Origin of the sequence: Paenibacillus sp. NEAU-GSW1 (assembly GCF_009737085.1) — a bacterium.
GTDB lineage: Bacteria > Bacillota > Bacilli > Paenibacillales > Paenibacillaceae > Pristimantibacillus.
The window spans coordinates 53,661-75,283 of record NZ_WOVL01000003.1 but is presented as its reverse complement, the minus strand read 5'-3'; the positions used below and the strand labels follow the sequence as shown (position 1 = coordinate 75,283).

At 54.6% G+C, this 21,623-nt stretch carries 17 protein-coding genes; 12 read left to right on the top strand and 5 right to left on the bottom strand.

What is annotated here, in order from left to right:
- Nucleotides 1–262: 262 nt before the first annotated feature.
- Entirely contained in the window at nucleotides 263–8,518 is an 8,256-nt protein-coding gene (locus GOM71_RS02600; RefSeq protein WP_156278209.1) for a GH36-type glycosyl hydrolase domain-containing protein, read from the bottom strand.
- Between the two features lie 238 nt (nucleotides 8,519–8,756).
- Here GOM71_RS02600 and GOM71_RS02595 point away from each other — a divergent pair, with 238 nt between their 5' ends.
- From GOM71_RS02595 to GOM71_RS02560, 8 genes are all read left to right on the top strand, one after another.
- A complete protein-coding gene (locus GOM71_RS02595) occupies nucleotides 8,757–8,996 on the top strand; it encodes a hypothetical protein (RefSeq protein WP_156278208.1) in 240 nt (79 codons plus the stop codon).
- On the top strand, nucleotides 8,984–9,544 hold the full coding sequence (locus tag GOM71_RS02590; protein ID WP_156278207.1) for a hypothetical protein: 561 nt from the start codon (nucleotides 8,984–8,986) through the stop codon (nucleotides 9,542–9,544). The genes GOM71_RS02595 and GOM71_RS02590 overlap by 13 nt, the downstream gene beginning before the upstream one ends.
- Nucleotides 9,545–9,603: 59 nt before the next feature.
- Nucleotides 9,604–10,416 (top strand): (2Fe-2S)-binding protein, encoded by an 813-nt coding sequence (locus GOM71_RS02585; RefSeq protein ID WP_173275099.1) that lies wholly within the window; start codon nucleotides 9,604–9,606, stop codon nucleotides 10,414–10,416.
- A gap of 283 nt (nucleotides 10,417–10,699) precedes the next feature.
- Entirely contained in the window at nucleotides 10,700–11,263 is a 564-nt protein-coding gene (locus GOM71_RS02580) for a TetR/AcrR family transcriptional regulator (protein WP_156278205.1), read from the top strand.
- Between the two features lie 22 nt (nucleotides 11,264–11,285).
- Complete coding sequence (locus GOM71_RS02575; protein ID WP_156278204.1) at nucleotides 11,286–11,714, top strand: DUF3995 domain-containing protein; 429 nt, start codon at nucleotides 11,286–11,288, stop codon at nucleotides 11,712–11,714.
- 128 nt (nucleotides 11,715–11,842) lie between these two features.
- Nucleotides 11,843–13,711 carry a 3-oxoacyl-[acyl-carrier-protein] synthase III C-terminal domain-containing protein gene (locus GOM71_RS02570; RefSeq protein ID WP_156278203.1) on the top strand — a complete coding sequence of 623 codons (1,869 nt, stop codon included), beginning with the start codon at nucleotides 11,843–11,845 and terminating at the stop codon, nucleotides 13,709–13,711.
- Nucleotides 13,708–14,601 carry a DUF6999 family protein gene (locus GOM71_RS02565; protein WP_156278202.1) on the top strand — a complete coding sequence of 298 codons (894 nt, stop codon included), beginning with the start codon at nucleotides 13,708–13,710 and terminating at the stop codon, nucleotides 14,599–14,601. Before GOM71_RS02570 ends, GOM71_RS02565 begins: the two co-directional genes overlap by 4 nt.
- A 221-nt stretch (nucleotides 14,602–14,822) precedes the next feature.
- Nucleotides 14,823–16,610 carry an AAA family ATPase gene (locus GOM71_RS02560; RefSeq protein ID WP_156278201.1) on the top strand — a complete coding sequence of 596 codons (1,788 nt, stop codon included), beginning with the start codon at nucleotides 14,823–14,825 and terminating at the stop codon, nucleotides 16,608–16,610.
- A 207-nt stretch (nucleotides 16,611–16,817) separates the two neighbouring features.
- Here the strand turns inward: GOM71_RS02560 and GOM71_RS02555 are convergent, their stop codons facing one another.
- Nucleotides 16,818–17,618, bottom strand: a complete 801-nt coding sequence (locus tag GOM71_RS02555; RefSeq protein WP_156278200.1) for an alpha/beta fold hydrolase — start codon at nucleotides 17,616–17,618, stop codon at nucleotides 16,818–16,820.
- A 25-nt stretch (nucleotides 17,619–17,643) separates the two neighbouring features.
- Nucleotides 17,644–17,874 (bottom strand): hypothetical protein, encoded by a 231-nt coding sequence (locus GOM71_RS02550; protein WP_156278198.1) that lies wholly within the window; start codon nucleotides 17,872–17,874, stop codon nucleotides 17,644–17,646.
- A gap of 157 nt (nucleotides 17,875–18,031) precedes the next feature.
- Between GOM71_RS02550 and GOM71_RS02545 the strand changes: the two genes are divergently transcribed.
- Nucleotides 18,032–18,337: a hypothetical protein gene (locus tag GOM71_RS02545; protein ID WP_156278196.1), complete on the top strand. Its 306-nt coding sequence runs from the start codon at nucleotides 18,032–18,034 to the stop codon at nucleotides 18,335–18,337.
- A 34-nt stretch (nucleotides 18,338–18,371) separates the two neighbouring features.
- Here the strand turns inward: GOM71_RS02545 and GOM71_RS02540 are convergent, their stop codons facing one another.
- Both GOM71_RS02540 and GOM71_RS02535 read right to left on the bottom strand, forming a co-directional pair.
- On the bottom strand, nucleotides 18,372–18,773 hold the full coding sequence (locus GOM71_RS02540) for a carboxymuconolactone decarboxylase family protein (protein WP_156278194.1): 402 nt from the start codon (nucleotides 18,771–18,773) through the stop codon (nucleotides 18,372–18,374).
- Nucleotides 18,774–18,844: 71 nt separating this feature from the next.
- A complete protein-coding gene (locus GOM71_RS02535; protein WP_156278192.1) occupies nucleotides 18,845–19,522 on the bottom strand; it encodes a Crp/Fnr family transcriptional regulator in 678 nt (225 codons plus the stop codon).
- Nucleotides 19,523–20,003: 481 nt separating this feature from the next.
- Between GOM71_RS02535 and GOM71_RS02530 the strand changes: the two genes are divergently transcribed.
- From GOM71_RS02530 to GOM71_RS02520, 3 genes are read left to right on the top strand one after another with little or no spacing between them, the layout of a single operon-like run.
- A complete protein-coding gene (locus tag GOM71_RS02530; RefSeq protein ID WP_156278190.1) occupies nucleotides 20,004–20,327 on the top strand; it encodes a thioredoxin family protein in 324 nt (107 codons plus the stop codon).
- Nucleotides 20,328–20,329: 2 nt separating this feature from the next.
- Entirely contained in the window at nucleotides 20,330–20,959 is a 630-nt protein-coding gene (gene msrA / locus GOM71_RS02525; RefSeq protein ID WP_156278188.1) for a peptide-methionine (S)-S-oxide reductase MsrA, read from the top strand.
- 31 nt (nucleotides 20,960–20,990) lie between these two features.
- Complete coding sequence (locus tag GOM71_RS02520; protein WP_156278186.1) at nucleotides 20,991–21,617, top strand: hypothetical protein; 627 nt, start codon at nucleotides 20,991–20,993, stop codon at nucleotides 21,615–21,617.
- The last annotated feature ends 6 nt before the right edge of the window (nucleotides 21,618–21,623 follow it).

The following is a 21,623-nucleotide window of genomic DNA, read 5'->3' as shown; positions in this document are numbered from 1 at the left end:
GTTATTTGCCGAAATCGGGGCCTTCTCTGTCTTTTTCGATGGAATAACGCTGTGAGGCAGCGCTATTTCCCCGATTTTGCCCCCGTGCGATCAAATAACGCTGTGAGGCAGCACTATTTGCCGAAAATCGAGTCCTTCTCGGTCTTTTTCGATGGAATAACGCTGTGGGACAGCGCTATGTAATCAATTGTGCGCCCGTGCGATCAATAACGCTGTGATGCAGCAATCAAGCATGCGCTGCACGCTGCGAAGGATGACCCCGTTAAAGGCGGATCGTAATGCGATGCTCTTGCTTATCGTCCTTCAGCTCGATATAAGCTTCCGGTCCGGCTTGCAGCTGCCCTGATGATTCGCGCGTGAATTCCAATTGGTACTTCGTATCGCCAAAGCGGTAGGTCGCCTTGAAGCCGGGCCAATCGGACGGCACGCGCGGATCGAGATAGAGCCGGTCTCCGCGTTTGCGAAGGCCGAGTATCCATTCGATGCCGCTTTGGTACATCCAGCCCGAAGCGCCGGTATACCAGGTCCAGCCGGCATGTCCGAGATGGGGCTCGGAGGTGTATACGTCCGCGGCCATGACATAAGGCTCGCCGAAATATTGCCGCACCTCTTGGTCGGTGCGCGTATGGTTGACCGGATTGAGCATCCGGAACAGCTCAAACGCTTTGTCGCCGTTGCCGAGCTTGCTCCAGGCGATGATGCTCCAGATGACGCCATGCGTATATTGTGCGCCATTCTCGCGAATGCCCGGCGGATAGCCTTGGATGTAGCCGGGGCTTGGCTCGGTCCGGTCGAACGGAGGCGTCAGCAGCCTCGCAACCGACAGGTCGCGATCGACGAGCTCGCGGTCGAACGACTGCATCGCCTGGACGGCGCGATCTTTAGGAGCGGCTCCCGAGATGATCGACCACGACTGGGCAATTGAATCGATGCGGCACTCCTCGTTATAGAGCGAGCCGAGCCAGGTGCCCGCATCGGTAAAAGCCCTGCGGTACCATTGGCCGTCCCAGGCATGCGCATTATTGGCTTCAGCCAGTTTCTCGCGAGCCTGCTTATAGCGCTCTGCGCGCTCACCCTCGCCCCGTTCCGCGCATATCGGCCCGAATCGCTGCAGCACCTCGTACAGGAACCAGCCGAGCCAGACGCTCTCGCCGCGGCCTTTCTCGCCGACAAGGTTCATCCCGTCGTTCCAGTCGCCTACGCCAAAGAGCGGAATGCCGTGCTCGCCGATCCGCGACAGCGCTTTGTCGATGGCCCGGTTGCAGTGCTCATAGATCGTGCCGGTTTGCTCGGAAACGATCGTTTCCTCATAGCGTTCATATTCGCCTTCCTGCAGCGTATGGCTCTTAATGTACGCCACACGATCTTCCAGCACGGAGCTGTCCCCCGTATGCTCGATATAGCGGGAGGTTGAATACGGGAGCCAGAGCAGGTCATCGGAAAATAGCGTTCGGATGCCGCGTTCTGTCTCCTCATGCCACCAGTGCTGCACATCGCCTTCCTCGTATTGATGCGAAGCGTTCAGCGCAATTTGCTTCCTCGTCAACTCAGGCTTGGAGTGAAGCAGCGCAAGCGAATCCTGCAGCTGATCGCGGAAGCCGAATGCGCCGCCCGCTTGATAGAAGGCGGAACGCGCCCACATCCGGCAGGCGAGCGATTGATACAGCAGCCAGCCGTTCAGCATAATATCGGTGTCAGGGGACGGCGTCTCGACCACGATCTGGCCAAGCGTTTCCTCCCAATAAGCGGCCGTTTTCATCCACGCGGCGTCGCAGGCTGCAGCATCGGCATATCTGCGCGCCAGTTCAGCCGCTTCTTGGCGGGACGGCGCGCAGCCGAGCAAAAGGATAACCTCCGTCTCTTCGCCGGCTTCCAGCACCAGCTTGCGCTGAATGGCGCCGCAGCTGGCGTTGAAGATGCCGTCGCGTCCAGACAGCCGTTCGCGGCTTAACGCCTCGGGGCGCTCCGCGCTGCCGTTCCGTCCGATAAATTCCTGCTGATCGGCGGTCCAGGACAAGCCTTCACGATCGGCGGCTTTCTGCGGAAAAATGCCGAGAAACGGCGTCGCGTCGCGGAACGTTTCCTGATAACGGTTTTGCGCGGTCAATATTTGCGCTTCCTCGTCCCATACGCTGGATATATACGGCGCGTTCGATTGCCGCTGTACGCCAATCACCCACTCAGCATAATAAGTGACGGAAATATGCCGCGTCCTTGAAGAGCGGTTGGTCAGTTTCAGCCGCATAATTTTGACCGCGTCATCGATAGGGACATACATCGTCATCTTGTGGCGGATGTCCTCGGATTCATGCTCGAAGGCGGTAAAGCCGAGGCCGTGCGTGACCTCGTACGGATTGGTGTCTTCGCCTGCGGACGGTGCGGTCGTCCATATTTCGCCGGAAGCCTCGTCGCGCAAAAAGCACAGCTCGCCCGGCGGATCGAGTACTGGATCGTTCGACCATGGCGTCAGCTTGCATTCCCGGCTGTTGCGCCAGAACGAATAGCCGGTGCCAAGCTCGGAAACAAGCGCGCCAAAGTTGGAATTGGCAAGCACGTTAATCCACGGTCCCGGCAAATGCTTGCCGTTTGCAATAAGCAGCTTATATTGCTTGCCGTCCTCCGAAAAACCGCCCCAGCCGTTGAAAAACTGCACATCCTTGCCGCTCCAGGCAGGTGCGTGCGCGCTGTCTTGGCCAACATTCAACGAAACCGAAACGGCCGGCTTTGAGACCGCCGTATCCTGCTGCTGCGCAGGCTCCGATACGGTCTGCAGCGGCTCTGGCCAGGCCGCGTTTTCATCCGGCTTCGGAAGCCGGAGCTGGCCGGCCAGGCTTGGTCCGCCTGCGCGGAGCGTCACACGCGCAACCGCTTTGAGCAAGGCGATATCCTCGGCGGTTAGCCGATTTGTCGGCAGCACATGGATACCCGCTGCGCCTGTGCCGAACCGGTCGACGCCGTGTTCGACCGCGCGGCTCAAAGCATCCTGAAGATTTTGCTGATAGCCGTCGTTCGAATCGTTCAGAAACACGAGATCGAAGCGCAAGCCCAGCCGCCGCAAATATTCATGGCCGGTCAGCAGCTTCATAATAAACGGCATATGGCTTTGATTCTCGATTTGCGCGAGCACAATCGGCTTGTCGCCGGAAATGCCGAACGACCACAGCCCCGGCTGGCTTTTCGTATTGGCCTCGATTTGCAAGGCCCTTTCGCTGCTGAGCGGAGGGGTGTACAAAATTTGACCGGCAAGCTTCTGGAACGATAGGGCTTCGGCCTGATCGAGATGCAGGCTGCGAAGCTCGACCCGGCTGCGCGTCCAAGCGAGCTGGAATGCTCGCTCTACCGCTTGCGCGTGCGCCAGCTTGGAGGTCGATTCGACGGCGTCTTCTCTCGTCTCCGCTACTGATGTGATGGCAAACAGCTGCACTTTCTCGCCGGGTTCGATCTGCACGCGCCGCCGCATCACGAAGGCGGGATCGGCTACCGACCCGGTTTTCGCCTTCAGCCGGCTGCGTATCGAGCTTGGCGCAGACAGCCGGTGTCCGCGCCCGATGAACGATACGCGGTCGGTTTCGAACTCAACCGAGCCGACGGCGCTGCTGTTTGCCGTCAGCGTATGGGTAGCCCACAGCGCCCGGTCCTTCTCCTCCCGCTTGCGCCGGCTGGCGACGAGCAGCTCGCTTCCCGCCTCGTATGCCGTGCGGACGAACAGCTTGCTGAACGCCGGATGCGCATCGTCGGCAATCGGGTTTGCGAGCGCGAGCTCCAGGAAGGAGGTTACTTCAAGCACCTTCTGCGCGTCTCCCCGGTTGGTCAGCGTAATGCGCCGAACCTCCGTATCGGTTTCGGGAGAGACGCATATTTCCATACACGTCTCGACGCCCTCGAACGTCCGGGTGAAGGTCGCTTTATCCGGCTCGAAATAGACTCGCTGATCGAGCGTCTCCGTTCGGCACGGCTGGTAAGAAGGCGACCAGATCCGGTCGGAGAAGACGTCGCGAATATAAATATAGCTGCCCCACGAATCGCGGACAGGCTCTTCTCGCCATCTTGTAACGGAAAGGCCTTCCCAGCTTGCGTGCCCGCTGCCGCTGGCCGTCACCATCGTGGAGAAGCGGCCGTTCGAGAGCAGGCAAGCCTCCGGCGTTGCGGTATGCGGCGACTTGAATTCGCGAATCGGATTATGCTCCGGCTTCGCTTGCTCTCTGCTTCCCGGAGAGCGGTACAAAGCGGGATGCTTGATCCGTTTCGAGCGGCGCGGCACACGTTCCTGAAGCAGCAGCTCAGCGGAGCGAACCTCTTTATTGCGATGGAACCGATCCGTCATCGTAAACGGAGAGAGCAGGTTGGACAAGGTCAGCATGCTCATGCCCTGATGATGGGCCATAAAGCTGCGGATAACTTCGTTCTTCCGGCCGGACTGCATCCGTCGCGGCGTGAAATCCAAAGCTTCATAATAGCCGTATTTTCCGCGCGCGCCCAGCTGCTCCATTTGTCCCAGCGCCTGCAAGCCTTCCTTCGGCGCATAAGGAAGCGCCATTACCGTCGCATAAGGAGCGAGCACCAAATCTTGCTCCAGCCCGCGTTTAAATCCTAGTCCCGGCACGCCGAACGCCCGATACTGATAGTTCATCTGATGATCGAAGGCATAGTAGCCGGATTCGGAAATGCCAAACGGCACATTATGCTGCCTTGCATAATCGATCTGCCGATCGACGACGGCGCGGTAGGTGCTGTCCCAAATGGTATTCCGATACGTTTTCATAAGCAGCCAAGGCATCAAATATTCGAACATCGTGCCGGACCAAGAGAGCAGCAGCGGCCGGTTGCTGGTCTTCGTCAATGTCCGGCCAAGCGCATTCCAATGCGCGACGGACACCTGGCCAAGCGCAATCGCGACGAAGCTGGCTTGCCGCGCTTCCGATGCGAGCAAGTCATAGAGCACATCATCGCGTTTGTTCGAAGTGACATGGTAGCCAAGCGACAACAGATTGGTCTTGCCGTCCAGCAGCGGCCGGAAATCGGTCGCATGAATCAGCTTGTCGATGCGGGATGCCAGACGCTGCCCCCGGGCGTTTAGCGCCGTCCAGTCAACGGCGCCAAGTTCGTCGGAGAAGGCGACTTCGAAGCGGTCTTCCTTTTGCTTTTGCGGCCAAGTCTTACTCGGCAGCGGATCGTCAAGCTCCTGCCCGCTGTCCGCCCGCAGCCACTCCAGCAGCCCTTCCTTAGCGGTCATTAGCGAAGCGACCATGTTGCCCGAGTCGACGGTGGACACATAAATCGGCAGCAACGGAGCGAGAGACTCGGTATCGTACCAGTTGTACAGATGGCCCTCCCATTTTTTCATCCGCTCGATCGTGCCGACTGTTTGCTCCAGACGTTCAACGAGATTTGGCGTATCGATAAAGCCGAAATCTCTTGCAGCCAGCGCGCACGTCACATACATGCCGATGTTCGTCGGCGAGGTGCGGTGCGCAATGCCGCGATCGGGCTCGATTTGCACGTTGTCAGGCGGCAGCCAGTTGTCCTTCTCCGTGACGAAGTCCTCGTAGAAGGCCCAAATGTCGCGAGCGAGCTTCAGCAGCATCTCCTGCTCTTGCTTAGAGAACTGCGCCTCGTCGCGTACCGGCGGTTGATCCAGCCAGCGAATAGCAAGCGGCGCGAAGCTCCATAACAAGCAGATGACGATGCCGGTTATGAACACGGAAACGGAGCCTGTAGTGAAGACGCCCGCGGCCATCAGTACGATCAGTAAGTAACCTATGCCCAAACCGGCCATTGCGGGAGCAGCCTTATCTTTGTTTGTCCGCTCGACCTCGGCTTGGCTCGTCCATTCGAGCAGCCTCCGCTTGGAGATTGCGAGCCGGTATACGGTTCGGACAATGGCTCCAAGGAGCAATGCGCTCTGGAACGGCATCGTCATAAACGAGATTAATCCGTGTCCTAATGTACGCAGCAAACTTGCAGGACGTTGAACCAGCGTGAACGGCGTGAACAGCTGCCGGATTGCCGGCAGAAAATGCGTCAGCAGCACAATCGACAGCCAGCCCCAGAACGGTCCCGGAAGAACGGGAGCGGCCAGCATAAGTACGATAAACAGCGCCGGCTGCAGCAGGCTGCGGCGCAGATTGTCGAAGATTTGCCAGCGCGTCATCAGCGACAAATAAGTGGGCGCCAGCTCGCCGCTTCCGTTGCGGGCCTTTGCCGCAAGCCAAGGGAGCAGCTGCCAGTCGCCGCGAATCCAGCGGTGCAGCCTTTTTTGCATCGACAGAAAGGTTGGCGGGTGATCGTCGATCAGCTCGATATCGGACAGCAGTCCGGCCCGCAGAAAGCCGCCTTCCAGCAAGTCATGGCTGAGCACCCGGTTTTCCGGCAGTCGATTGCCAAGCACATGATAAAAGGCGTCCACGTCGAAAATGCCTTTGCCGGTAAAAATGCCTTGCCCGATCGCATCCTGATAAGGATCCGATACCGCAAAGGCGTAGGGGTCTAGACCGGCTTCGTATGCGTATAGAGAGGTAAGGCGCGATCTTCGCGCGCTTTCGTACGTCATGCCGATTCTCGGCTGAAGCACGCCGTAGCCTTCGACGACGCTCGTCTTGTTTTCATTCAAGCGCGGTCGGTTGAACGGCAAATGGATCGCGCCGATCATTCGTTTCGCGCTCTCAAGCGGCAGCTGCGTGTCGGCATCCAGCGTTATGACGTAGCGGATCGAGCCTAGTGCCGCATGCTTGTCGCCATACACGAAAGAGAAGCTGGTGTCTTTATCGCCTCGCAGCAGCTTTACAAATTCCTCGAGTTTGCCCCGTTTGCGCTCCCAGCCCATCCATGCCTGCTCGGATGCGTTCCATTTCCTGCTGCGGTGGAACAGATGAAACACTTGTCCCGGATAGCTCCGGTTCAGTTTTTCAATTTCCGCTTCGGCTGCGCGCAGTATCGCTTCATCCTCCAGAAGCCGCTCCTGGTCGGCGTCGCGGAAATCGCTTAATATCGCGAAGCGGAGCTTAGGATCGCGATTGGCCAAATAATGCAGTTCCAGCCTTTGAGCCGTTGCCGTAACATCTTCCTTTCGCGACCAGATGACGGGGATGACGACCATCGTGGCGGCATCCTCGGGAATTCCTTTCGAAAAGTCGTAACGAAGCAGGCGGATTGGCTTTGCCACCCGTTCGATCAGCCAATGAATGGCCGTCACGCCCCATTCGCTCGCCGGGATGACGAGCAGCAGCAGCGCTGCGGCCCAGCCGAGCGGGGTGATCGGACCGCTCGCGCCGACAGTAAAAAAGAAGGCGATGAGTGCGGCGACCGTAAAAAGCGCAGACAGCTGGATGTACAACCCGGCTGCCCGGCGTTTAATGCCGGCTTGCGGCAAAGCCCCCGTCTTGCCGCACTGCTTTAACGCTTGCTGAAGCTTTCGCATCCCGCGCGCTTCCAGCAAATAATAAGCTGTATTCCCGGCTCTGGGGGGGAATACAGCGGCTTGTTCCGGCTTCCCTTTCGCAGCTTCGAATACGGCGTTGGCCAATTGCGTAGCTTGGGAAGCGACTAGATTTTCCGTCACCTTCATTCGTCCGGCGAGCTGCTCGACCCGATAGCGCAGCGTATGGCGGCTGGAGCCGTCCAATCGGACATAGTCGCCTGCCTGCTCTCCGCGCAGCGTCTGCTCAATGACGCTGATCTGTTCGAACAAGTCGCTCCAGATCCATCTGGAAAGCGTGCGCAGGCTGCTGATGACGTTGCCGGTGCTTACTTGATAGACCGCTTGCAGGCGATATTCATACGAGAGAATGGCGTCCAAATCATCCGGCGCATTGTCCAGCTTGCAAACGAGCCATTCTCCGATATGAGCGGTATCCTCGGCATGCTCGCGGAGATGTTTGACAAGGTGGACGATCATTGCTCCCGACAGCGGCAGATCCACGTTTGCTTCGTCCAGCGCGAGCTTGAGCCGCTCCGGCGTCAGATCGGAGGCGGCGATACCCGAGAGCATTTGATCCACTTTCTTGCATATTTGCCTCCGTTCCTTTACGGGCTCCATGAGCCCGGCCAATCGGCGGATCATTTCCATCTTCATGAAAAGCGGCGCCGACCAGCATTCGGCGGAGGTCAGTACGGATATTTCCTGATAGGAATTGAAATAGAGGGCGAAAGAGTCTTCCTCAAGCTGTCCGTCAGTATGCTCCAAATAAGCTTCGCAGATCGATGCGATCCGCACTTTCGTATCCTTTCCGTTCGCTTTCATGACAATGGGAAGCTGTTTGGCGCGCAGCCCTTCGAGCTCTATTTGAATGCCGGAAAGCTCCGATTCCAGAAATTCCGAATGGTCGAGGAGCCATTCCTCGGAAGGCTGCTCGCAAGAGCTGCGATCCTCGTGCAGCTGTTTTATAAAATCGCGCAGCCCTTCAACGTCCGCTTCCATTTGCCGCCATAATGCTTTGGGCGAAAATCGCCCGCCGTGCGGCTCATGTTCCAGCGCAAGCTTATGCGCGTGATCCTGCAAATTTTGCCCAAGCATACTCATGCTAGAAGTCCTCCAAAAACTGAAATAGTAAAAAACGACTTTATTACCATTCCACGCTTTTGGCATTTTTATGAATGAAGCTTTATAAAATCGCTTGTTGCCAGCGCGCTGATTCCTCTGGACTTCAGTCGGAGCCATTCTCCATCCGGAGGCTATTGTTTACTCGACGCATTCAACTTACAATAAATAGCATGTTTATACCGTTTGAGATGGAGAGAAGAAAGGTACGGGTGGGGAAATGAAAAAGTCGGCATTTGGCTACACGTTCTGCATGTCCGTGTTGCTCTGCACAATTGCCGCGGGGCTGGTGGCATACAGCTTCGGCAAAGAGCATCCGGCATCTGCGTCGGCTGCCGCAACGCTAACGCAATCGCAATCCGCAGAAATCGATAACTATATGAATCTGGTTTTGGATCGGCTGAACTTGCCCGGCGCGGCAGTTGGCATCGTCGACAAAAACGGGGCATGGGATGGCTAGCAGAGAAGAATACGATCTCGCATAATGGCGGCGTGGAGCATTTTCAAGCCAATATGCATATCGAAGGTGATTATGGCATCGTTATTCTCATTAATCGGAACGTATCGGTGTACGGCATTTTGACAACTGCCATCGTAAATATATTAAATGGCAAGGAGCCGCCGGCGCTGGCTGCCGGAAGCGGGGAGGAATGGCCGCTGCGCGTTATCGGCTTGCTCGTGCTGCTATTTATTGTTCGTTCATTATATGTAGCGCTGCGATGGAAGAAGGTTTTTAAAGTTAAAGGGCTTTCGATTGCGATGCACTTCATATCGGTTGGATTGCTGCACATTGCCGTACCGCTGCTAATTCTTATTGCGGCGCCGCTCGTTCTCCAAATGTCGTGGGCGCCGTTGCTTTCCTTTATGCCGGGCGTAACTCACTTGGCGTTCTGCGCTTCCATAGCGCTGCTTGTTTTAGGTTTATCGCGGATTATTTTGTTGATTCGCTCGCTGCGGCGCAAAAAAATTGACTCTCTATTTGAGAATGGTTATCATAGAATCCAATGACAATCATAAAGATAACAGTAAGTTGCGCTTGATATAGAGGGACGATGGAGGAGCCGGTTATGGAGCAGTTGTTTGATTTCACCATTGTGAAAATGTACTATCATGTGTCGCCGGAAGGTGCGGATCATCCGATTTATGAAGTCGCGGCTGATGAGCTGTTTAACTCGGCTATGCTGCAGGAAGCCTTGCGCATGGGCGGAGCTACGGTACAAGCGACATCGCTTGCTCTCCCGGCATCCTTTGTCGGAACGTCGCTTTGCAAACTGACGTTGATTCAGCTGCTGTTTGCTTCCCAGGTCGACCGGCTCATCGATTTGTCGCCTGATAATCTCATTTTCCAGGTGGAGCTGCATGACGATCATGCCCATCTCGGCTACAAAATCAAAGAGCTTCGTTCGGTTCCGTTGCCGGCGGATGGCGAGGAACATCGGCGAGCGTTTCTGCTCAACCATTGGCGAGAATACTTCTCGAGCTTTATTACGCCCGCTGTCGAGGCTTTGGCGGAAGCGGCCGAATTAAAGCCGGATGCCATCTGGCAGCAATTTGGCGGACAGCTGACCTATTTGAAAGATTTCTTGACGAGCTATCTCGGAGAGGGAGCGATACTGGACAAATTTATTCGCGACAGCGGTCAGCTCATTGAGCTTCTGGAGCCGGAGCTGTTTCGCCGCAGACGGAATCCGTATCAGCACTTGAATCCGCGTTATGTGGAAAATCCGCTGAATCCCGATGAAAAATGGCTCATGCAGTCGTCCTGCTGTCTGTACGACCGCCGCGAGAATGGATCAAAGTGCTATACTTGTCCGCGGCTGACGGCGGAGGAGAGAGAAGCGAGAGCGTGCGAAATGATTGAAATGGCTGCTGCGAAATAGATTGTTTTGCAAGTCGAGAATGTAGAGAAACCCGTGTCCTATTTAATGGCGACGGGTTTCTCTTTTTTAGAATGGGTTGCCCGACACGAGAAAATAGCGGAGGAAAGTTTCGTTATTCGGCAGTGTAAGGGGAGGAAGCTCCCGGCAACCTCCGCCCTTATGGGCGTCTTTTTCATTTGGCAAGGTTTTGTGACATTCGTTTGAACAGATTGCAATTTATTGGAAACGATGCATATAATACAATTATCTAGACGGTACCGTACAGAAAAGGTGGAGAGCGGATATGCCCAAAGTGGTTGTGTCACGGGAGCAGTGGCTTCAGAAGGGAATGGAGATGTTTGCGCAAGGCGGCCAAGAAGCGCTGGTCATTGAGAAGATGGCGGCCGCCTTGCAATGCAGCAAAAGCAGCTTTTATTGGTATTTCAGCAATCGATCGGAGTTTGTGAGACAAATCGTCGAGGAGTGGAGGGCGAGAACGACACATCAGGTCATCCATACGTTGAGCGATGACGCGGAAGCCGACGAGAAAATGTTAGTTTTGCTAAGGCAAATGTTTTCCGTAACGATGCGGGGTGACTTTTTGTTCTATTTGCGCAAGCTGGCGCTGGAGGATGAAGCGTATGCCGCTGTTTTGGAAGAGACAGAGCAGCTGCGGATCGATTTTGCGAGTCGGATTTTTGTGCAAAAAGGCTTTTCCGAAGAGATTGCCCTGCAAAAAGCATGGCTGCTATACCATTATTATTTAGGCTGGTATGAGCGGCACAAACATACGCCTGTAAGCGAGGAACAGTTGGAGAAGCATGTCGGCCTGCTGCGGAAGGAATGGTTCGGAGGGCGCGCGGATTGAATCTATATTAGGAGGTTTTACGATGACGGAGATATTGGCTTGGGTCGTAAGCGGTTTATTGTTTGCGGTAAGCGGCATCCATTTCTATTGGGTTTTTGGCGGCAGAAAAGGGTATCGAGCCGCCATTCCCAGCATCAGCAACGATCAGGAGCCATTATTTCGTCCGACTAAACCCGCTACGGCTGTTGTGGCGATCTTGATGGCGCTTGCGGCTTGGGCGGTGGCGGAGCTCGGAGGCGGAATCGAGCCTGTCCTTTTTTCCGACACGCTGTTACGGTTTGCAGGCTGGGCGCTGGCGATCGTGTTTGTGCTGCGGGCAGTCGGCGACTTTAAGTGGCTGGGTCTGTTCAAAAGCAAGAAGGGCACTGTGTTCGCGAGATGGGACAGCTTGCTTTATTCGCCGCTATGTCTATTGCTTGGCGCAGCTCTGTTCGTTATTATTCTTCAGTAATTATTTAGATTGGGCTAAGGATTGGTTTAGATCCTTATTTACTTGCGGTACCAAAAAAGGATGGTACTAGACGGTTCACCGGTCAGCGCGCATCATGAGGTTAATACCACTGAAGGGTGATGTGCGCAATGACACCTGTTTATTTGACGAGTATCGGGAAGTTTCTGCCCGGGGCGCCGATCGGCAATGAAGAGATGGAACAATATCTTGGCAAAACGGCCGGTAAAAGCTCGAAATCGAAACGCCGCATATTGGAGCAGAACCAGATTCGTTACCGCCATTATGCAATCGATAAAGAGCAGAAGAGCCTATATTCAAACGCGGAAATGGCTGCTCTTGCGATCCGCGACGCGTTGGATCGAAACGCGGAGAAGCTGGATGAGCGGATCGGTTTTTTGGCGGCGGCGACGACGCAGGGCGATCTGCTCGTTCCGGGATTCGCCAGTATGGTTCATGCGGAAACGAAGCTGCCCGTTATGGAAATCGCCACGCATCACGGCGTTTGCGCCAGCGGCATGCACGCGCTCAAAAATGCCTTCCTGCATATTCAGTCCGGAGAGCACGATACCGCGATATCGTGCGCCAGCGAGTTTCCAAGCAGAGCTTTCAAGCATACTCGTTTTGAAGCGCAAGCCGCTTTCAGTGGCGGTCAATTGCCGTTCGATACCGACTTTTTGCGGTTTATGCTGTCTGACGGGGCGGGTGCGGCCGTGCTGCAAAACAAGCCTTCGGCAAAAGGACTGTCGCTGCGCGTCGAATGGATCGATAACCAGTCTTACGCCAATAAATATGACGTTTGCATGTACGCCGGCTTAAACAAAGAGCGCGAGGGCTGCTCTTCATGGCTGGATTACCGTTCCGTCCATGAAGCTGCTGATGACGGGGCCGTCAACTTGAAGCAGGATATCCGGCTCGTTAACGAAATGCCGAAAGTCGGCGTGAACCGTTTTTTCGAGCTGGTGGAGGAAGGAAGAGTTCAACCTTCGGCAATCGATTGGATGGTATGCCACTATTCGTCCCATTTTTTTCGCGATGAAATATTCCGGCTGCTGCAGCTTGGCGGCATGACCATTCCAGAAGATAAATGGTTCACCAATTTATATACAAAAGGCAACACGGGCGCGGCCTCGATTTACATTATGCTGGAGGAACTGCTCCATTCGGGCCGCTTGTCGCCAGGTGAACAGGTGCTGTGCATGGTGCCAGAAAGCGGACGTTTTCAAACCTCATATATGCTGTTAACGGTTGTCGGCGATAAGGCGGGACAGGAGGCAAGCCCGGCGTTTGAGGAACGGGAGCCGGAGGCGCCCCGCCTTCAATACGATTACGGCAATGCGGTACAGGCACAGCTCGTGCGCCAGCTCGTCCAGGTATGGATTGATTTTGAACAAAAGCTTGCCCAGGTGCCTATCATTCATAAGCTTTACCATAACAAATTTACGCTGGACGACTACAAGTCGCTGATGGAAAATATCCGGCAGCAGGTCATCGACGGCTCGCAGTGGATTGCCCGTGCGGCTTCCTATATCGCGATTGAGCATATTGATCTTCGTTCGACCTTTATCGCCCATGCCCGAGACGAGCATAGAGACTTTCAGATTTTGGAACGCAATTATGCGGCGGTCGGAGGAAATTTGGCTGATATTCAATCCGTGGAAAAAAATATCGGCAGCGAGGCGTTGTCCGCCTATCTATTTCAACGGGCGAGCCGCGACAATCCGTATGATTTGATCGGCGCGATGTGGATTATCGAAGGTCTCGGCTGCCGGATGGCCCGCTATTGGGGCGAAATGATTCGCGATCAGCTGTCGCTCAGCGATGAGCAGGTCTCGTTCCTGCTCTATCACAGCGACTCGGACGAAAAACATTTCGAGCGGCTGGAGACGGTTGTGCAGCATCCGATGCTGACGGAAGAAATTGCAGCGCGCATCGTTAAAACGGCGAAGACGACGGCGCGTCTCTATCTGTTGCAGCTTGAGGAGTTGAATGAGCGATGAGCGAAGCCGATTTTTACTATAAAATGCCGCATGACCGAGACGATCCGAACCCGTTTCAAGCGATTTTTCTCGACCAGAGCATTCCGTTCAACGAGGAAGCCAAAGCCGTTTACCTCCGAGATTGCTCAAGCCGGACCCGACAGTTTTTGCTGCCGCTGCTGCGGCCGTTTGCACGGCTGATGATTATTGTGCTGCAAATATACAAAAGCATCGTGCCGAAGGCGTTTACCTCGTCCAAATTACTGCATCGGGTACTTTACTGGGGGATGAAAAATTTCGTCAGCCCAAGCGCCAATTTTATGATTTTACGTCATTTCTATCTCGGCTCCGAGGTGCTGCAATTTATCCGGGATAATGTGCCGGGTGTGCAAATGACGATGAACCCATTGAAGCCGACTAATTTGGAGCCGGTAAAGGATGATCTTTTCCTTATTCACGATCTGAATTTGTACAATTTCATCATTAACTTGAACCGCGAGCTGCAGAGCAAAAAGCTGGAGGTGACGAAACAGGATCGACTCCATTTCGATGCGATAACCTCGACGCGGATTCCGATCGAGCCATTGCCGAAGCGGTGGACCAACTTTCTCGATTTGACGACGGCTATCGAGATTTTCACGCCGATTTATCAGATGTTTTTGACGGACAACGATTTTTGGCGGGCGACTAATTCCTTGCAACTGGATGAGACGGTCGGCTTGTACGCTTCTAAAATTATTGGCAGCAACGATCGGCTGGCGCTCATCAACAACAAGCATCCGATGGTGCCGATGACGACGCTTGGAGCAGGCTTCCGCCTGGTGCTTCACGGCTTAGCTACTGAGCAGCTTCACGCTCTGCTGGTTGAATTGAAGGCGAAGCAGGAGAGTGTTCAAAGGATTCCATCCTAGACTTTGAACGTTTAATCGGCATCAAAGTGGGGCCCCCGTCTAATGACAGACGGGGGTTTTGTTGTCCCCGACAAGCCTTCAAATATAGCTCGATAGCTGCAAGCATTGGCAGGAAAGTTCAAACTGCAAGCATCATATACATATGACATGCGAGGAAGATAACGGCTAACGACTGAATATCCAAGGGGGAAAAATTAAAACAATCGAAAAGGAAGTGGGCCATGAGGAAGTATCAATGGATTAAGTGGCGAAGATTCCTCATTAGGCTCGTTGTCCTCGTCATCATTGGCGTGCTGGTGTGGCAGGGAGGACCGACAACCTGGGGAATTTTGATTAGTCTCGCCGGGTTATTGTTTCAGCTTCTATTCGCCGTGCTTTTCATCATTATTCAGTTTGTCGCACTGTTCTGGTTTCTTGCGCGCGGCCGAACGTATTGGGTGCTTCCCGGGGAGACGGGCGCGACGTGGGATGATTACCGCGGCAATCCCGAGATCGTGGAAAACGCCAAACGTATCGTTACGCTGCTGCGGGGCGTAAAAGAGTTCAAGCAGATGGGCGGCGAAGCGATCCGCGGCTTGCTGCTGTGCGGACCGCCCGGCACCGGCAAATCCTATTTGGCTCAGGTTATTGCGAACGAAGCGCAGGTTCCGTTTGCGTATGCGTCAGCGCCAAGCTTTCAGAACATGTTTTTCGGCGTCGGCAACTTGAAGGTGATGCGGATTTACAAAAAAGCACGCAAGCTTGCCAAAATATACGGCGCCTGCATTATTTTCATCGACGAGGTCGATGCGATTGGGATGAGCCGGCAAGCTGGCGGCGGAATGGGCGGCGGCATGTTCGGGATGGGCGGCGGGTCGGGACTGCTCAACGAGCTGCTGCTGCAAATGGACCCGCCGAACCTGGACGCTACGAAGTTCGCCAAGCTGCTGCGGACGTTAGGCTTGCGGCGCAAGAAAGCGGAACGGCCCGCCGTATTAACAATCGCTGCGACGAACCTGCCGGATGTGCTCGATCAGGCGCTGCTGCGCCCAGGCCGTTTTGACCGGAAGCTGTGGGTCGATTCGCCTGACTACGACGGCCGCGTAGACGTATTCGAGTACTACTTGAAGAAAGTGAAGCGCGAGCCGGAATTGACCCCGGAGAAGGCGGCGCTTGATACGATCGGCTACAGTCCGGCGCAAATCAAGCATATTGTGAACGAAGCGGTCGTTCTTGCCCATCAGCGGGGAGCCCAATTAATCAGCTATGAAGACTTTCGGGCTGCGATGGAGACCTATGAATGGGGTCTTAAGCAGCCGCTGCGCTCGATGAGCCAGGACGAGAAGCGGAATGTCGCGTATCATGAATCCGGCCATGCGGTGGCGCAATATTTACTGAAGCCGCATGAGCGGGTATGGAAAGTGACGATTATTCGGCGCGGAGACGCGCTCGGTCTTGCGGCAACCAAGCCGACGCATGAGCGGTACAACCGGAGCGACAGCGAGATTCTGGCGGCGATTCAGGTTTGCCTTGCAGCGAGGGCGGTGGAAGAGGAGTTTCTCGGCAAGAAGCTCAACGGCGTAACGTCCGATTTGCGGCAGGCGACGGAGATGGCGGGCGCTTACCTCGGCATGGTCGGCATGGGCGACGAGCTGTTCAGCTGGCTGGCTACCGGTTCTAGAGCGGATGCGCTGCGGGCGCTTCGTCCGAAAATCAACGAGCTGTTGAAGGATCAAATGGAGCAGGTGAAAAAGCTCGTCAAGGATCATGGCGATTTCGTTCATGCCATAGCGGAGCAGCTGCTGCTTCGCGGCGACCTGACCGGCGAAGAGATCGATGAGATTTATAAGGGACTGTACGGCCTTGAGCGTCCAGAGCATGTGGCGGTGAAGCCGTTTATGCCGAAAGCGGAAGCGGAAGCGGCAAGTCTCGGCGGTGCGGGCGTTACAGACGCATCCGTTGACGAACTGGAGCGGGAGCAGTCGAAATTGGGGCCAGAAGACGAAGAAGAGAAGAAAGATGAGGAATAGAGTGCAAGTAGAAGGAGCTGACCCTTTCGGGAACAGCTCCTTCATTTGTTTTACGGGCCGCTGCATCCGTTGCTGTAATGATTATCGCTATCCGTGAGGACTAAAAAAGATGACTCCCGTACCATACAGGAATCACCTTTTAAGCGCGGCATGCCAGTGCAGATCGCTGGAGTCCATTTTGTTCGAATGCCTATTAAAAAGCAAATACTATGACTTAGATAGAAAATCGATCACCAATTGGTTGAATTGTGCCGCTTCTTCGACGAAAGGCAGGTGTCCGCAATCTGCTATGACGGTCAAGACGGCGTCTTGTATCCGCTTTTGCAGAAGGTCGGTTGTGGAGCGGTTGTATGGATGGTCGCGGTCGCCAGCGATGAGAAGCGTCGGGCATTTTATTTGCTGCAGCCGCTTGGCTGCCGGGGGCTTCGGCGGCGTAATCAGCTTGGGTGAAATACGGCAAAAATTGTTTGGGTTTCGGACGTTGCTTAAGACCTGCTCCAAAGCGGCTGGCTTGTGCGACTCAGGAAAGAAATATTGCCAAAAGCGGTTTTGAATAAAAGCTTCGATAGCGGCCTCCGCGCCTTTGGAACGAAAAGCGGAGTAGTTTTTGATGCCGTTCCACGTCATCTGCAGCGGATAGGAGCGGCCGCTTACCGAAGGAGCGGCGAGTATGAGGCTTTCGACCCGATGCGGGTAGGCAAGGGTGAAGTCGATAGCGACAGCGCCGCCGGAGGAGGAGCCAATCAGCACGGCTTTTTCTAATTGCAAATGGTTAAAGACCGCTAACAGATCGTCTACATTGGAGTAACCGGCCGAAGGCGTTCCCGAAAACCCGTATCCTCTAAGGTCGTACCGGATGACTTGATAGCTTTGAGCTAAAGCGTTGGCCTGGCTGTCCCAAATGCGGTGGTCATTGAAATTGCCGTGAAGCAGGATCAGCGGACGTCCGCTTCCTGCCACAGAATAATAAAGCTCACAATCTTGCAACTGTAAAAATTGTCCGGTCAACTGGAATAGCTGCTCCTTTCCGGAATCATAATTGGTCGGCTTGCTGAAGATAATCTTCGATAATGGAGCGGATAAAGGCGGATACCGCGTAATCCTGTCTTCCCCCGCAATGCCGTTCGATTTCTTCCCAATAAGCGGGAGGGAGTGTCAGCGACAGCTTTCTAGTTACTCCGATCGGCTTTCTGCCGGCTCCGGCCCGTTGTCCGCCTCTGTGTCCGATCCCTTTCTCATTGCTTGCACAGTGTTCTGAATCCATATGATCATCACCCGATTCTATATTTTCATATTTTTTAGAGCGATTCAATTTCTGCTACTTTATTCAAAGTGGACATGCCGATATAGTTGTTATCGGATGAATAGTGTGAGATGTTGCGCAGCTTAGAACAACAATGGAATGGAAAGGGGTTGGAACGATGGGGTTTGATGTCGTGCTCTACTCGCGCAATAAGGAGCAAATCGGCTTCTTTGAAATACCCGAAGCGGTGCATGAAGCGATTTTCCAGAGCAATACGTACTGGAGGAGCTACGTACTGCTGCGGAAAATGAACGATTATTATGCGACCAATGTAAAGTTTACAGCGGAAGAGATTGCGGTTTTAGCCAAGGAACTGCAAAGCATGAAACTATTTATTGCTGCAAGGTTTCATGTCGAGATCGACCAAATCATCCTCCGTATGAGCGAGCCTTCGGTAGCGCTCGCGCATATAGCAGGCGACTGACGAGGCTCGCTATCACACAATCATTCTCATTATATTAGCAAAAACAATCCGGCGGCGAAGCCGAAGCTGAACTGGACGGAGCAGCTGTTTCGCCGCTTGCGCGCTGCTCTTCATCGTATGCGTTTAATGCATGCGTTGCATGGCTGAGCACTGCGCCGGCCCGGGTGGAGGCAGCGATAAGCACCGCGCCGAAAATTTCTTCTTTGGTTGCGCCGAGCGATTTTCCTTTTTTCACATGGACGTCAATGCAATAGGGACAGCCGGTGATATGGGCGACAGCAATGGCAATCAGCTCTTTTGTCTTTGGGGGGATCAAGTCGGAAGCGTAGTATACGTTGTTCTCAAATTCGAAAAAAGAAGTTGCCGCTTCCGGCGCGAGCTTCACCAGCTCGGGTATTTTTTGCAAATTTTTCGGATCGTAATACGATTGATTCATAATTAGTTAGCCTCCCTAATCGTTAATATTATCGATCATAAGGGAGATAAAGAGCGGCCTCCGTGACTTAGTCACGAATGCCGCTCGATTATTTTCAACAGCGCATCGCGCTTTGGTATGCCGATCCTGCCCCGGCTCAGCGCAACAACCCCGTCGCTTGCGAAGCTGCGCAGCGTCCGGGTAACGACCTCGCGGGAGGTGCCAAGCTCAATCGCCAGCTGCTCATGCGTCAGCTGCAGCGAATCGGCATGCGCCGACTGCAGCCACAAATATTCTGCGATCCGATAAGGGATCGGCTGAAATGCTACATTCTCAAGCAGCTGCGTGACGCTCGTCATTCGCTCGACGATCTGCTTGTAAATATATTGTCGGAGCGGGGCATACAGATCCATCCAATGCTTGAATACATCGACAGGGAGCAGCAGCACTTCCGCTTCCGTCTCGATGGAGGCTGACGCTTCATATTCCATTTCGCCGAGAATGCTCGCCATCATCAGCACGCAGCTTTGTCCGCCGCGCACACGGTATAGCGTAATCTCGCGGCCTGCCGGACTGATTTTGTATATGCGGATGGAGCCGCTGACGACGAACATCGCGTGCTGCAGCATATGGCCTTCACGGATGGTATGCGGGGTATCGGGGGTTACAGGCGCGAGCTCCGCCAGGCGCCAAGCTTCGCGAGGGACAGAGGAGAAGCAAGGGAACAGCCGGACAAGCTCGCTTATATGGCTGTCGAGTAAAGCAGGCATTGGTTCGTCTCCTTCTGAAAAAATAAATGCTAATTTGTTTGATTAGTTTCCGCCTGTTTTTTTCCTAATGAGAAGCCGTCAAATAGTGTTCCTCCATACGGACGCAGCACCTTGTTTGCTAAGCCCACAACCTTCGTTTTGTCCCCTGTTTTGTAAAAAAACATTGAAGGCATCGCTCCGCAATAAATTGTAGCGCGGCATCTTGCGGATTTAATTTATTCATACACGCCCTCCTGTCCCAATCTTATTCTTTGTATTCGACGTTGTGTTTTCCAAATCCTTGCTATCGAGACAGAGAGACCGCGGAGTCGCGCAAGCTTGGAATAGGGACTAGGGAGGATAGGGGAGAGCCGCCGGCGGTGCCGGGACGGTTCTCCCTTTGTTTCCATATGCGAAGCTTCGGCTTATACTAATAACTAGATGAGATAACGGAGCCGAAGATGCAAGGAGCAAGACGGCAAGGAAAGGAAAGATGGGCCACATGGCTATTATAGAAATTTCTGAAGACGAATGGCTGGGCATGAACCGGATTGGTACGGGCGTAGATGCGATTTTGTTCTCGACGCCTTTTTGCGGGACGTGCAAAGTAGCGGAGCGGATGCTCGAAATCGCCGATGCGGCGGGAACGCCCGCGACGCTGTATAAAATCAATATGAACTATGCGCCAAAGCTTCGGGAAGCATGGCGCATTTCGAGCGTGCCTTGCCTTGCGGTGGTGAAGAACGGCGAGCCTGTTCAGCTGGAATATGCGATGCGTTCGGTGGATCATATTTATAACCTTTTAAATCACGCGGAGCAGGTGTAGGGATGAATGCGGTACAGACGGTTACGCTCGGCATGGGATGCTTTTGGAGTCCGGAGGCGCTTTTCGGCCATATGCCCGGCGTTGTCGGCACGCGGGTCGGTTATGCCGGAGGGAAGACAGCGTTCCCGACTTATCGGGAACTGGGCGATCATACGGAAACGGTGCAGGTTCATTACGATCCGCGGCTCGTTACGTTTGAACAGCTTGCAGAGCTGTTCTGGTCGAATCATAACCCCGTTAATATTAATGACTATAAAGGAAAGCAATATATGTCGCTGCTGTTCTACGCGAGTGCGGAGCAGGAAGAGGCGATCCGCCGCGTGCTGAACAGCAGAGAAGAACGGGAACTGCCGCGGCCGGAGACGCGTATCGAGGCAATTGCACATTTTTATCCGGCTGAAGAACGGCATCAGAAATATTATTTGCAGCGGTACCCGGACGCGATGGAGAAGCTCGCCATGCTGTACCCCGAACGCACGGAACTGCTGGGATCGAGGCTTGCGGCAAGGCTGAACGGCTTGGCAAAAGGCTTTACGAATATGGAGCGAGTCCGGAATGAGATCGCCGGATGGAATATGGATCAGGCGGAGCGGGCTGCGATGCTGGAGACGATTAAGCAAATTCGCTGGTAAGCGGTAGAACAAGAACAAGGGGGCGCAGTCGATGCAACTATTTGCAATCAAAGCAGATTTGCTGGGAGCAGGGCGAATGGAGCAGTTTTTGGAAGACCATTATATTTGCATCGGTTGGCCCGGTATTGGCGATTTGCAGCAGGAGCAGCCGGACGAGACGATGTCGTTGCTGGCGAAAGCTTACGGTTTGCAGGGGCAGGAGCTGGCGGACCGGATTCAGGAAATCAGCTTGTTTGTATACGGCATGTCGGATGGGGATTACGTGCTTGTTGTGGACGGCGATATCGTTCATGTCGGCGATATCGGCGACTATTATTACGTTGAGAGCGCGGATACGCCGGAGGACGGCACCTGCCATCGGCGAGGCGTCACCTGGCTCAAGACGCTTGCTGCGGAAGATTTGGCCGCGCCGGAACTGGTGCGGCTTTTGCGAGAGGAGCGGGTCATCGCTTGGCTGGACCGTCCGGTCGACAAGAGCACGCTGGAGCGCTGGTTCTCGGGAGCTTCTGCAGCTGCCGAGGCTGCGGCTCCCGCAGTGCTTGTCGACGCGGAAACGGTTCAGACTGCGATCGCGGTGCTCAAAGAAGCGCTGCGCAGCGAGGATGCCGAGCGGCGGGAGCGCGCGGCGATCGCGATCTTGCGTTACGCGAAGCAGTGAGCGGCT

Bases quoted from the DNA above. Each gene is read 5' to 3' on its own strand.
- GOM71_RS02600 (WP_156278209.1), bottom strand. From the start codon at position 8,518: ATGAGTATGCTTGGGCAAAATTTGCAGGATCACGCGCATAAGCTTGCG.
- GOM71_RS02595 (WP_156278208.1), top strand. From the start codon at position 8,757: ATGAAAAAGTCGGCATTTGGCTACACGTTCTGCATGTCCGTGTTGCTC.
- GOM71_RS02590 (WP_156278207.1), top strand. From the start codon at position 8,984: ATGGGATGGCTAGCAGAGAAGAATACGATCTCGCATAATGGCGGCGTG.
- GOM71_RS02585 (WP_173275099.1), top strand. From the start codon at position 9,604: ATGGAGCAGTTGTTTGATTTCACCATTGTGAAAATGTACTATCATGTG.
- GOM71_RS02580 (WP_156278205.1), top strand. From the start codon at position 10,700: ATGCCCAAAGTGGTTGTGTCACGGGAGCAGTGGCTTCAGAAGGGAATG.
- GOM71_RS02575 (WP_156278204.1), top strand. From the start codon at position 11,286: ATGACGGAGATATTGGCTTGGGTCGTAAGCGGTTTATTGTTTGCGGTA.
- GOM71_RS02570 (WP_156278203.1), top strand. From the start codon at position 11,843: ATGACACCTGTTTATTTGACGAGTATCGGGAAGTTTCTGCCCGGGGCG.
- GOM71_RS02565 (WP_156278202.1), top strand. From the start codon at position 13,708: ATGAGCGAAGCCGATTTTTACTATAAAATGCCGCATGACCGAGACGAT.
- GOM71_RS02560 (WP_156278201.1), top strand. From the start codon at position 14,823: ATGAGGAAGTATCAATGGATTAAGTGGCGAAGATTCCTCATTAGGCTC.
- GOM71_RS02550 (WP_156278198.1), bottom strand. From the start codon at position 17,874: ATGGATTCAGAACACTGTGCAAGCAATGAGAAAGGGATCGGACACAGA.
- GOM71_RS02545 (WP_156278196.1), top strand. From the start codon at position 18,032: ATGGGGTTTGATGTCGTGCTCTACTCGCGCAATAAGGAGCAAATCGGC.
- GOM71_RS02540 (WP_156278194.1), bottom strand. From the start codon at position 18,773: ATGAATCAATCGTATTACGATCCGAAAAATTTGCAAAAAATACCCGAG.
- GOM71_RS02535 (WP_156278192.1), bottom strand. From the start codon at position 19,522: ATGCCTGCTTTACTCGACAGCCATATAAGCGAGCTTGTCCGGCTGTTC.
- GOM71_RS02530 (WP_156278190.1), top strand. From the start codon at position 20,004: ATGGCTATTATAGAAATTTCTGAAGACGAATGGCTGGGCATGAACCGG.
- msrA (WP_156278188.1), top strand. From the start codon at position 20,330: ATGAATGCGGTACAGACGGTTACGCTCGGCATGGGATGCTTTTGGAGT.
- GOM71_RS02520 (WP_156278186.1), top strand. From the start codon at position 20,991: ATGCAACTATTTGCAATCAAAGCAGATTTGCTGGGAGCAGGGCGAATG.